The sequence below is a fragment of the Enterovirga sp. genome (assembly GCF_028290205.1).
Classification (GTDB): domain Bacteria; phylum Pseudomonadota; class Alphaproteobacteria; order Rhizobiales; family Beijerinckiaceae; genus Enterovirga.
In genome coordinates this window covers 1-11,985 of the sequence record NZ_JAQGKF010000085.1, presented here as the reverse complement: position 1 = coordinate 11,985, position 11,985 = coordinate 1, and the positions used below count along the sequence as shown (strand labels likewise).

At 71.7% G+C, this 11,985-nt stretch carries 10 protein-coding genes and 1 pseudogene; 4 read left to right on the top strand and 7 right to left on the bottom strand.

Annotated features, from left to right (window positions below; translation table 11 throughout):
• From JWR86_RS05730 to JWR86_RS05710, 5 genes and pseudogenes are all read right to left on the bottom strand, one after another.
• Positions 1-123: pseudogene (locus tag JWR86_RS05730) on the bottom strand (tripartite tricarboxylate transporter substrate binding protein BugD); the annotation flags it as partial.
• A 101-nt stretch (positions 124-224) separates the two neighbouring features.
• Positions 225-1,769, bottom strand: a complete 1,545-nt coding sequence (locus JWR86_RS05725) for a tripartite tricarboxylate transporter permease (protein ID WP_299561991.1) — start codon at positions 1,767-1,769, stop codon at positions 225-227.
• A gap of 39 nt (positions 1,770-1,808) precedes the next feature.
• Positions 1,809-2,480: a tripartite tricarboxylate transporter TctB family protein gene (locus JWR86_RS05720; protein ID WP_299561988.1), complete on the bottom strand. Its 672-nt coding sequence runs from the start codon at positions 2,478-2,480 to the stop codon at positions 1,809-1,811.
• A gap of 111 nt (positions 2,481-2,591) precedes the next feature.
• Positions 2,592-3,563: a tripartite tricarboxylate transporter substrate binding protein gene (locus JWR86_RS05715; RefSeq protein WP_299561985.1), complete on the bottom strand. Its 972-nt coding sequence runs from the start codon at positions 3,561-3,563 to the stop codon at positions 2,592-2,594.
• Between the two features lie 88 nt (positions 3,564-3,651).
• A complete protein-coding gene (locus JWR86_RS05710) occupies positions 3,652-4,392 on the bottom strand; it encodes a TVP38/TMEM64 family protein (RefSeq protein WP_299561982.1) in 741 nt (246 codons plus the stop codon).
• Between the two features lie 126 nt (positions 4,393-4,518).
• Here JWR86_RS05710 and JWR86_RS05705 point away from each other — a divergent pair, with 126 nt between their 5' ends.
• Entirely contained in the window at positions 4,519-6,549 is a 2,031-nt protein-coding gene (locus JWR86_RS05705) for an ATP-binding protein (RefSeq protein ID WP_299561979.1), read from the top strand.
• Between the two features lie 94 nt (positions 6,550-6,643).
• Entirely contained in the window at positions 6,644-7,561 is a 918-nt protein-coding gene (locus JWR86_RS05700) for a GNAT family N-acyltransferase (RefSeq protein WP_299561976.1), read from the top strand.
• A gap of 79 nt (positions 7,562-7,640) precedes the next feature.
• Here JWR86_RS05700 and JWR86_RS05695 read toward each other — a convergent pair whose 3' ends face one another.
• Both JWR86_RS05695 and JWR86_RS05690 read right to left on the bottom strand, forming a co-directional pair.
• On the bottom strand, positions 7,641-8,330 hold the full coding sequence (locus JWR86_RS05695; protein ID WP_299561973.1) for an RraA family protein: 690 nt from the start codon (positions 8,328-8,330) through the stop codon (positions 7,641-7,643).
• Positions 8,331-8,473: 143 nt separating this feature from the next.
• On the bottom strand, positions 8,474-9,526 hold the full coding sequence (locus tag JWR86_RS05690) for an alcohol dehydrogenase (protein ID WP_299561970.1): 1,053 nt from the start codon (positions 9,524-9,526) through the stop codon (positions 8,474-8,476).
• Between the two features lie 172 nt (positions 9,527-9,698).
• On the opposite strand from JWR86_RS05690, the gene JWR86_RS05685 reads away from it, so the two are divergent.
• Together JWR86_RS05685 and JWR86_RS05680 are read left to right on the top strand one after the other, a co-directional pair.
• Positions 9,699-11,303 (top strand): glycosyltransferase family 4 protein, encoded by a 1,605-nt coding sequence (locus JWR86_RS05685; RefSeq protein WP_299561967.1) that lies wholly within the window; start codon positions 9,699-9,701, stop codon positions 11,301-11,303.
• A gap of 12 nt (positions 11,304-11,315) precedes the next feature.
• A partial coding sequence (locus JWR86_RS05680; protein WP_299561964.1) for a glycosyltransferase occupies positions 11,316-11,985 on the top strand: 670 nt, incomplete at its 3' end.

Genomic DNA, 11,985 nt, shown 5'->3' with positions numbered 1-11,985 from the left:
GGTCGGCCCGCCGGCCGCGAACGGCACGATCAGGGTGATCGGGCGCTGGGGGTAGGGCGTCTGCGCCAGCGCGGACGTGGCGAGAACGGAAAGAGCGGCGGCGATCTGGACGAGGCGCTTCATGAATTTTCTCCCGATGCCTTATCGTTCGCCGACACGGGCGCGCTTCGCAACCCCTGGATGAGGACCGCGCGCCGAGCCCGGGCGGCCGTGGCCGGCCCGGGCTATTCCACGAACACCTCGTCGCGGCCCTTGCGGATGGACGGCAGGAGGGCGATCGCCAGGAGCGCGATCGCGACGGCGAGCAGACCGGCCGAGACCGGCCGCTCGACGAAGGTCATCATGTCGCCGCGCGAGATGATGAGCGCCCGCCGGAGGTTCTCCTCCATCAGCTTGCCGAGCACGAAGCCGAGCAGAAGCGGAGCCGGCTCGAAGCCGAACTTGATCAGCGCGTAGCCGATCAGCCCGAACATGGCGATGAAGAACACGTCCGTCGGCAGGGAGTTGATGGAATAAATGCCGATGCAGCAGAACATCAGGATGGCCGGGAACATCAGCCGGTAGGGCACCTTCAGAAGCCGCACCCAGACCCCGATCATGGGCAGGTTGATGACGAGCAGCATCAGGTTGCCGACCCACATCGAGGCGATCATGCCCCAGAACAGGTTGGCGTTCTTGGTCATGACCTGCGGGCCCGGCACGATGCCGTGGATGGTCATGGCGCCGACCATGAGGGCCATCACGGCGTTGGGCGGAATGCCGAGCGTGAGCAGCGGGATGAAGGAGGTCTGAGCGCCCGCGTTGTTGGCGCTCTCCGGGCCGGCGACCCCCTCGATTGCCCCCTGGCCGAAGCGGCGCGGATCCTTCGCCAGCTTCTTCTCGACCGTGTAGGACGCGAACGGGCCGAGGACGGCGCCGTTGCCGGGCAGGATGCCGAGCGTGCCGCCGATGAAGGTGCCACGCAGGATCGGGAGAGCTGAATCCTTGAAGTCCTGCCAGCCGGGCAACAGCCGCCCGATGGCCTGCTTCACCACGTCGCGGACCTCGGTGTGGTCGAGGTTGCGCAGGATCTCCGCGATCCCGAACAGGCCCATGGCCAGCACGGCGAAATCGATGCCGTCGGACAGGAACTGCATCCCGAAGGTCATGCGCTCCTGACCGGTCTCGAGGTCGGTGCCGACCGTGGACAGCAGGATGCCGAAGAAGATCATCGCGCCGGCCCGCAGGATCGAGCCGCGCGCCAGCACCACGGCGAAGACGAGGCCCATCACCATCAGGGAGAAATATTCGGCCGGGCCGAAAATCAGGGCGAGCTTGGTCAGCGGCGCCCCGAGCGCGGCGATGAAGACGGTCGCGACACAGCCGGCGAAGAAGGAGCCGATGGCCGCAATGCCGAGCGCCACGCCCGCCCGCCCCCTGCGGGCCATCTGGTGCCCGTCGAGCGTGGTGACCACCGAGGTCGCCTCGCCTGGGATGTTCACCAGGATGGCCGTGGTCGAGCCGCCGTACTGGGCGCCGTAATAGATGCCGGCCAGCATGATCAGGGCGCCGACCGGATCGAACTTGAACGTGATCGGCAGCAGCATCGCGATGGAGGCGACGGGACCGACGCCCGGCAGCACGCCGATCAGCGTGCCGACCAGGCAGCCGACGAAGCAGAGGAAGATGTTCATCGGCAGCGGGACGACGCCGATCCCCGGCACGTCCACGGGGACGAACTGGAAGACGACCCCGAAGCCGAGGCTGAGATTGCTGATCAGATCGCCCATCGTACCGTTCCGAACTCGATGGCTTCGGGATTCCGCGCGTCAGACCGTGCCGGCATGCTCATCCGGCACCACGTCGATGGGCTCACGGCTCGCTGTCCGGCGCCCGGCCAGGTAGATCAGGACCGCCAGCCCCAGGAAGACCGCCGCCGTCATGCGCAGCCGTCCGTCGCTCGACCAGCCGGCTGGGTAGAGGTCGGCGAAGGCCTGCGGGTACATCGGGATCGGCAGGTTCAGGAGGTCGCCGAAGAGCAGCATGCACAGCCCTGTGAGCGAGAGCGCCAAGATCAGGAGCTCGCGCGCCCGCACCTCCGGGGTGGCGAAGCCGGACACGAAGATGGCGAGCGGGCCGGCGATCATGAGGCCGAGAGTCGGCACCTTGAAAGCCTGGAAATCGAAACCCCGGATCGCGACCCCGAAAAGCAGGATCGCAGTCACGACGACGCTCGCTCCCCGTAGGGAATAGCCCTCGAGCTGGTGGCCGTCCCGGACCAGGCCCGCGACGACCAGGGCGATCCCGCACAGCCCGACCGCGATGGCCAGCCAGCGCGGCAGCATGGCCGGACCCATGGCCCGAAGCGTCCCCTGCGGCAGGTCGCGGGTCAGCCACAGCGCCAGGGCCGCAAGCGCGATCAGGACCAGTCCGGAGACGAGGCTTTGCGGCCCGCGAACGAAGCCGCCCGGCGTGCCGGAACGCTCGGCATCAACTGCCATGCCGTGTCCTCCCGTTCATGTGAGGTTCAGATGACGTTCGGACGAGCAACGGCGTCCGCGCCGCCCTTGTGCACGTTGCCGGCCCGCGATCAAGGCCGGCTGTGATTCGGCTCACTCCAGGCGAGCACCCGCCGCCTTCACGGCCTTGGCCCATTTGGCATGTTCCGCCTTCACATACGCACCGAGCTCGTCCGGGGTCATCAGCCTGATCTCGCCGCCCAGATCCGCAAAGCGCTGCTTCAGCTCGGGCGTCTGCAATGCCTTGCGGACCTCCTCGTTGAGCTTGGTCGTGATCTCCGGCGGCAAGCCCTTGGGGCCGAACAGAGCGAACCAGCTCGAGGCCTCGAAATCCGGAAGCCCGCTCTCGTGGAGCGTGGGCGTGTCCGGCAGGGCCGCAGACCGCGCCGACGACGTGACCGCCAGCGCCCGCAGGTTGCCGGCCTTGGCCTGCTCGATGGACGACGGCAGGTTATCGAACATGACATCGACCTGCCCGCCGACGAGGTCGTTGATGGCCGGCCCGGAGCCCCGATAGGGAACGTGCGGCATCTCGACGCCGGTGGCCTGTTTGAACATCTCGCCCGACAGGTGGATCGAGGTTCCGTTGCCGGAAGACGCCATGTTGAACTTCTTCGGCGTGGCCTTGGCCTCGGCGATGAAGGCCTGAACCGTGGTCGCCTTCACCGTCTTGGGATTGACCACCATCAGGTTCGGCACGCCGGCCGTGAAGGCCACGGGCGTGAAATCCGTCAGGGCGTCGTAGGGCATTTTGGCATAAAGGCTCGCATTGATGGCATGCGTGCCAACCGTGCCCATGACGAGCGTGTAGCCGTCCGGCGCGGCCTTCGCGACCGCGTCCGCGCCGATATTGCCGCCCGCTCCGCCCCGGTTCTCGATGATGAATTGCTGGCCGAGGCTCTGGCTCAGCTTGTCCGCCACCAGGCGGGCGAAAATGTCGGTGGTGCCACCGGCCGCGAACGGCACGATCACCCGAACCGGCCGGTTCGGATAGCTCTGCGCCTCGGCCGCAGCCGTCCCAAACAACGCCATTCCCCCAACCAGGGCGGCGACCCATGCCTTCATCCGGATATCCTTTTCGACGCGGCCAGGCCCTGGCCGCCGGTTCGTTTTGTCGGCCGGACACTGGCCGAAGGGGCCCGGCGGCGCAATCCTACGTTCGTCCTTCGGCGGGGGGCTCGCCTATCCGGCGGGCCTGGCCGGCGCGGTGGCGGCGCCAGCCCGCCGCGGCGAGCGGCAGCAGCGCCAGCAGGCCGATGGCCGTCAGCGTCAGGTAGATGCGCGGCGAGGCGAGATCGGCGACGCTGTCCACGCGGCCGACCTCCTCGCCCAGGCTGACGTAAGCGAATGTGCCGGGCAGGCGCCCGACCAGGGTGCCGAGTGCGAAGGGCCGGACCGGCAGCCGGACCAGCCCGGCGGCGGCATTCACGGCAAAGAACGGGAAGATCGGGATCAGCCGCATGGCCACGACGTAGCCGAAGGCGTTGCGGCGGATGTCCTCCGTCACGGTTGCCAGGACCGGCCCCGCCCGCGAGCCCAGCCGGCGGCCGAAGCCGGTTCCGGCAGCGAGCCGGGCGAGCCAGAACACCACCAGGGCGCCGCCGGTGGCGGCGAGCAAGATGGCGGGCGTGCCGATCCAGCGGCCGAACAGGAACCCGGCCGTGAGGCTCATGGGCGGCCCGACCGGCAGGGCCGACGAGATGATGGCGAAATAGACCGCCGTGAACAGGACGAGCGACAGCACCGGCCGCAGCTCGACCGCGGCCTTGAGCGTGTCGCGGCGGGCGAGCAGGGCGTCGGGGTGCCACAGCTCCGGTCCGGCCACGAGATAGGCCGCGACCGCGGCCAGGATGGGAACCACAAGAAGCAGAAGAGGCGCGAAGCGACGGATCAACGCTGTGTGTCCCGCCACCCCGGATCGGCGGCCTTTTAGCGAGTCCGGTCGGGATTCCGCAACGACGTTCCTCAACGGTTCCTGAGCGCCGCTCCGCTATCACGGCTCGTCAGCCACGGGAGCCTCATGAACACGGCCATGGTCTCGCCCGGCCTCCCGGCTTGGTCCGCGCTGCTCTTCTGCGCCGTCGCGGCGGCCGCGCTGCTGGTCTGGCTCCGGCTCGCCCGCAGCCGCGATCGGCGCGAGATCCCGGATGCCCGGGCGCGCCGCCTCCCGGACGAGCCGAGCTGCCGAGCCATCCTCGATGCGCTGCCCGATCCCGTGGTGATCCGTGACCTGCGAGGCGTCATCGTAGCGGCGAACGGGGCCTATGCCCGCCTCACCACCGGGCAGCCCGGCCCGCATGGGCTCGCAGCCGCACCCGAGCGTCTGATGGAAGCGTCACATGGCGGCCGCTGGCTGTCCTGGTCCGAAACCGAGATGACCATCGAGGGGCGGCCGCACCGCCTCCTTAGCGGGCGGGACGTGACCGACAGCGTCCGGCAGCGCCGCGGGCTGGAGGAGGATCGGACCCGCGCCTTGTCCGAAAGCGAGGCCAAATCGCGCCTGCTGGCAACCGTGAGCCACGAGTTCCGGACCCCGCTCAATGGCATCCTGGGAATGACCCGGCTGTTGCTGGAGACGCCACTGGACCTCGAGCAGCGCACCTACGCCCAGGCCGTGCAAAGCTCCGCCGAGGCGTTTCTACGGCTGGTCGAGGACGTTCTCCACCTCTCGTGCATCGAGGCGGGCCGCCTCGAACTGTCCGACGAACCGTTCGACCTCGGGGCCCTGGTCCAGGGCATTGTCGAGCTCCTGGCGCCCCGGGCGCAGGGCAAGGGCACCGACATCGCGGCCTTTGTCGCCCGGGACGTGCCCGCTCTTGTTCAGGGCGATCCCGACCGGCTGCGCCAGGTCCTGTTCAACCTGGCCGGCAACGCCGTGAAGTTCACCCGCACGGGGGGAATCGGCGTCAGGGTCGATCGCGGCGCGGGCGACCTCATCCGCATCATGGTCGAGGATACCGGGCCGGGCATCTCGCCCGAGCGGGCCGTCGAGATCTTCGACGAATTCGAGACAGGAGACTGGGCCCCGCCGGGCGAGCCGGGCGCGGGGCTCGGCCTTGCCATCACGCGCCGCCTCGTCACCCGCATGGGCGGGACCGTGACGCTGGCGAGCGAGCTCGGCCGGGGCGCGTGCTTCACGGTCGAGCTGCCGCTGCCCGCCGCCGCGGACCCGAACCCGGCGGAGCGCGACGAGGCTGCGGCAGGACCGCGCGGCCCCGTGCTGATCCTGTCCGGCTCGCCGTTTTCGGGGCGCTACCTCGCCCGGACGCTCGACCAGGCCGGGATCGCGGCCGAGGTGGCCGGCAGCCTCGGGGAGGCGCTGGACCGCATGGCCGCGCGCCGCTTCGCGGCTCTTTTGGCCGACCACGCGCTGCCGGACGACGACGTCAGGGTTGCAGCCAGGGAGGCGCATCGGCACGGGATCGGCCGCACGGTGGTCTTGCTGTCGCCCTTCGAGCGGCGCGATTTCGGTTCGCCACACGCAGCAGGGTTCGACGCCTACCTGATCAAGCCCGTGCGGCCGTGCTCGCTCTTTGAGCAGATCGAACCCGGCGCCAGGGCCGCCGCCCCGGCCCCGGCGCGGAGGGGCCCCGTCGCGGGCGCACCGCGGCCTCTGCCGCTGTCCCGCCGCGCGCCGCGCGTGCTGCTGGCCGAGGACAACGAGATCAACGCTCTCCTGGCGGTGACCACGCTGGAGCGGCTCGGCGCCGTGGTGGATTGGGCGGCCGACGGGCAGCAGGCCTGGGACCGCGCCGAGGCAGCCCTGCGCGGCGACGCGCTGCCCTTCGACCTCGTGCTGCTGGACATGCGCATGCCGGGCCTCGACGGTCCCGAAGTGGCCCGACGCATCCGGGCCTGGGAGCTCCAGGGCGGCGGCTCCGGCCGGAGGAGCCGCGTCGTGGCCCTGACCGCCGGGGAGCCCGGCCGCGAGGGCGCCCGGCCCGTGCCGCCGGGCGTGGATGCGCTGCTGCTGAAGCCCTTCACCGTGGAGGCGCTGCAATCGGAGCTCGACCGGCTCGACCCGCCGGTGGCCTATGCAGACGCGTCCTGACCGCGAAAGGGCGGGTCGTCACGGAAACGTCGGCTCCCTGTGCGATAGAGGCTGGCCGCCGGCTGAGGCCGCGCCGACCAGGAGACCGTGACCGATGCCAAGCTCCGGCGATCTGCTGCCCGACACTGCTCCGGCCTTTCGGGCACCGGTGCCCGACCTCGGCTGGCCCGCCTTCACGGCAGACGGCCCGGCCGTCGCCCCGGGGGAGGCCTTGGGCAGGACCGGCTCGCTCGAAGTCCGGCTGGCGCGGGGCTGGCAGGAGGTGCACCGCGCGCAGCAGCTCCGCTACGACGTGTTCTTCGGCGAGCGCGGCGCCCTGGCGGGCCCGCGGCCCCGGCGGACCGGCCGCGACGCCGACGATTACGACGCGGTCTGCGACCACCTGCTCGTGCTGGATCACGCCTGCCCGGCGAACCCCTTCCGGGCCGCTGAGCCCAAGGTCGTCGGCACCTACCGGCTTCTCCGGCGCGAGGTGGCCGAAGCGCATCGCGGCTTCTATTCGGAAAGCGAGTTCCAGGTTCTGCCGCTGCTGTCCGCTCGGCCCGAAGCCCGCATCGCCGAGCTCGGCCGCGCCTGCGTGCGGCAGCCCTATCGCAGCCGCCGCACCGTGGAACTGCTGTGGCAGGGCATCTGGGCCTATGTGAAGGAGCACCGGATCGACGCCCTGATCGGCTGCGCCAGCCTGGACGGCACCGATCCTCGGGCGCTCGCGCCGCAGCTCTCCTACCTGCACCATTTCGCACCGTCCCCGGCGGAATGGCGGGTCGGGGCGCAACCCGGCCGCCGCGTCGCCTTCGACGTGCTCCCGCGCGAAATGCTGGACCAGCGCGCGGCGTTCAGGTCGCTGCCGCCGCTGGTGAAGGGTTACCTGCGGGTCGGCGCCACCGTGGGTGACGGGGCCGTGGTCGATCCGGCCTTCGGGACCACGGACGTCTTCGTGGTGCTGGACGTCCGCACGGTGCAAAGCCGGTATCTGGACCGGTTCGGCTCGCCGACCCGCCTCGCGGCCTGAGCCGGATCGCGAGTTCGGCGGAGCCGTCCGGTCCGCCGGGCTTGTTCTGGGCGCGGCCCGCTGCGAGCCGGGCAGGACCTCAATCGATCTCGCTGACCCGCCCGCCGGCGTGCAGCTTCTCGACCCATTCCGGAATGCCGAGCCCGCCGGCCACGCGGGCCACGAGGGCCGCCTCGGCCGTCCGGATCCCGTCCAGCGCCGCGATCACGTTGTCGATCTCCTCGAACGGCACGACCGCCACGCCGTCGACATCGCCGATGATCACGTCTCCGGGCCGGACCGTTCTGCCGGCCAGCACCACGGGAAGGTTCACGGTGCCGGGCCCGCTCTTGACGGGCGAATCGGGCACCACGCCGGTCGCGAAACAGGGCAGCCCGACGTCCCGGATGCCGGGCACGTCGCGCACGCAGCCATCGGTCACGAAGGCCACGGCGCCGCGGTTGCGGGCCATGCCGAGCACGAGGTCGCCGACCACCGCGGTTTCCCGGAAGCCGTCGGCGGCCGCCACGATCACGTCGGAGGCCTGAAGGAGCGGCAGGGCGGCGAAGACCGCGAGGTTGTCCGCCGGGCCGACATGGCAGGGCACGGCCACCCCGCAGAAGGAGGATTGCTCGGGCACCACCGGCTTCACGTCCGGCCCCAGCGAGGCCCGGCCGTTCAGCGCATCGGCCACATACCCGGTCGGCGTGCCCCGCAAGGCGGCGAGTTGGCGCTCGGTCGGGCGCGGCACATTGCGGCGCAGCCGGATCAGGGGAGGATCGTGGATCATGGGAGCGCCTTCCGGGCTGGAGTGGACAGCTGCGACGTGATGCCGCGCCGCCGCGACCGATGCAAGGCGGAGCCCGGCATCCGGGCTCCGGGTGGACCAGGGCGGCGGCCGTCACGGGACGGAGCTGCCCAGGAGGCGGGTTGTCAGGGGACCATGACGCAGCGGCCGACGACGCGGCCGGCTTCGAGGTCGTGCAGGATGGCGTTCACCTCGGCCATTGGCCGGGTGGCGACCGGCACGGTTTTCACCTCGCGGGCCTGCATCAGGGCGACGAGGTCGCGCAGCTCCGCCAGCGATCCGACATAGGAGCCCCGGATGGTCGCCTGCCTGAGCGGCAGGAGGGCGGTGGAGATGGCCAGCTCGCCGCCGAACAGCCCGACCGCCACGACCGTGCCGCCGACATCGACGGCTTCGAGCGCCAGCGCCATGGTTTCGGGGGAGCCCACGAAGTCGATCACCGCCCGGGGCGGCTTGCCGCCGGCCGCGGCCACGACCCGCGTGCGGCCCTCCGGCCCGGATCCGTCCACGGCCTCGTGGGCGCCCTGCGCCAGGGCGGCGTTGCGCTTGGCCTCGCTCACCTCGGCGACCACGATCCGGGCAGGCAGCATCGCGCGGGCGAGCCCGATGCAGGCCAGGCCGACCCCCCCGGCTCCGATCAGGAGCACCGAATCCTCGTCGTCCAGCGGCGGCAGCTTGCGGAGCGCGCTGTAGGCGGTGAGGCCGGAACAGGCGAGCGTCGCGGCCAGGGCCGGGTCGAGCCCGCCATAGGGCACGATGTAGCGGCCGTGCGGAACGAGGACCCGGTCGCTGTAGCCGCCGTCCCGCCGCGTCCCGATGGTGCGGGGCGCGTAGCAGCGCAGCTCCTCGCCCGAGCGGCACGCCTTGCACTCGCCGCAGCCGATCCAGGGGTGGACGATGCCCTTGGTGCCGACCTCCACGCCCTCGGCCTCCGGCCCGAGGCCGATCACCTCGCCGACGATCTCATGGCCAAGCGTGAAGGGCAGCGACATGCGCTGGCTCACCTCGAACCGCTTGCCGCCGCCGAGGTCGAAGAAGCCGGACCAGATGTGGAGGTCGGAATGGCAGACGCCGGAGCGCTCGATCCGGACCAGCACCTGACTGCCTGTCGGCTCCGGTTCTGCAGTGCAGCGCAGCTCAAGCGGGGATGCGAAACGGGTGATCTGCCAACTGTTCATGATAGCTCCCAGCACACCCAGTCTGCAGGGCTAGGCCCGCCTCAACAAGTCTGGCGATATCTGCTAGGAGCCGCGCCGTCGATACGGTCGCGCTCGACCGCGGGCCGGCGCCGCCCCGCCCCGCCCCGCCGAGCGCGACGCTCGCTTTCCGGTCTCCAGAGGCACGGCCTACATGACGCGGCGTGTCCTCATCGTGAGCAATCGCTTCCCGCCGCAGGTGGTCGGCGGGGCCGAAGTGGTGGCGCACCGGCAGGCCGTGGCATTGCGGGCCCGCGGCTGGGAGGTGGCCGTGCTCGCAGGCGGACTGCCCGGCCCGGGCCTGAACCCCGGCTCGCTCTCAAGCGAGACCGTGGACGGCATCGAGGTGTTTCGCTTCACGCTGCGGCCGTGGCGCGCGCGGGACGCCTATTCGGCCGAGGCGGAGCGCGTCCTCGGGGCCGTGCTCCTGGCGCACCGGCCCGACGTGGTCCACGTCCACAATTGGGAGGGCCTCGGCGCCAACCTGATCCCGGCCGCGAAACGGGCGGGCGCCCGGGTGGTCGTCACCCTGCACGACCACGGCCCGTACTGCTTCAAGGGCACGCTGATGCGCAACAACGGCGCGATCTGCGACGACCCGCAGCAATGCGCGGTCTGCGCGCCCCGGGCGCAGGTCCACCCCGGCTTCGCCGCACCGATCCGGCTGCGCCGCGACTACGTCCTGTGGTGCCTCGACCAGGCCGACGCGATCGTGGCGCCAAGCCGTTACCTGGCCGCTTCCGCCTCGCGCCCCGGCCTCCTCCGGCAGCAGGTGGCCGCCCTGTCCAACGGCATCGACCTCGACCGCGTCCGGGTCTCCACCCGCGAGAGCGGGGCGGAGGGCGTCCGCTTCGCCTGTTTCAGCTACCTGGGCGAGCACAAGGGCATTCCGTCCCTCCTGGATGCAGCCGAACGGCTGGCCCGGGACGAGACGTTGTCCGGGCGCTGGAGCCTGGCCGTGGCCGGTCACGGCCCCCTCGCCGCCGCCCTCGTGGCCGATGTCGCACGGGGCCGGTTCGGCGACGCGGTGACCTATGCGGGCCATCTTCCGCGCGAGGAGGCGCTAGCGCTGCTGGCCCGCTCCGACGTGTCCGTCCTGGCCTCGATCTGGCCCGAAAACGAGCCCGTCACCCTCATGGAGGCGATTGCGGCCGGCAAGGCGCAGCTCGCCTCGCGGCTCGGCGGCAATGTGGAGCTGATCGCCGACAACCGGTCCGGCCTCACCTTCGCGCCCGGCTCGGGCGAGGACCTGGCGCGGCAGATGCGGCGCCTGATTCGCGAACCGGGCCTTGCCCGGGCCTTCGGCCGCTTCAACGCGGAGCGCCGCCACGCCTTCGGCGAGGAGGCGACGATCGACCGGCTGACGGCCCTGTACGGGGCTCCGCCGTCCGCGCCCGGGCCTGCCGCCCAGGTCGTGCTCTGTGTCGGCACCCGGGTCTCGGACGAACTGGCCCTCATGATGCACCGCCTGCACGCCCTCGAGGCACCCGGGCCGAACCTGCGCTTCATCCCCTCTGACTGGGCCTGCAGCCGCGCGTGGCGGGACGCCTGCCTGGTGTGGCTCATGGACGACGGTGACGCCGAGGCGGCCGAGGCGGCGGCCGGGCGGGCCTCGCGGTCAGGGATCCCGGTCCTGGCCCCCCGGGGCTCGCGCTTCGCCGGACAGGGCGGCGGCGCCGCCCCGGGCCGCACCTTCGCGACGGCGCTGGAGGCGGCCGCGGCCATCACGGCGACCGCCGCCATGCGGGCGGGCGCCTGAGCGATGCCGCGCATGCGGGTCCAGATCTGCTGCCACGACCTCGCCCGCGCATCGAGCCTGGGCCGGGGCCTCGCCGGGCTGGCCGAGCATCTGCTCGGGGCCGGATTCGAGGTTGGCCTGGTCTGCTGCCGGAGCGATCCCGACCTCGCGGCCCGGTTCGGCGGGCGGCTCGAGGTGCTGGACACCGCCGCGGGCGCGGGCGTGGCCGAGGTCGAGGCGGTCTGCAGGGCGGCTATGGCCCGGAGCTGGGCCGCGCAGAGGCCGGACGTCGTCGTGGCGGCAGGCTGGCCGTTTCTGACAGCGGCTGCGGCGGCATCGGCGGAGGGCGTCGGCAGCCTCGTGGTCGAATGCGGCACCCCGCCCGAGCTGCCGGGACCGCCGGACGGCGAGGCCCTGCGGGAGTGGCGGCGGATCCGCGCCGAGACCCTCCCTCGGGTCGACGGCTGCCTGTCGGCGAGCGATTTCATCCGCGACACGCAGAGCCTGGATGCGCGGGGATCGGAGGCCGGGCTCCGCACCGTTCGGCCGGGAAGCGACCATCTCGCCGCGGCCTCCGGCGATTTGTCGGCCGCGGCCCGGGCCGACCTGGCCCGCCTCGACGCGCTCCGGGCCGACGCCGCGCCGCTCCTGGTGGCCCTCGGGGCCGATCAGGACAGCGGCGCGGCGTCGCTGCTGCTGCACG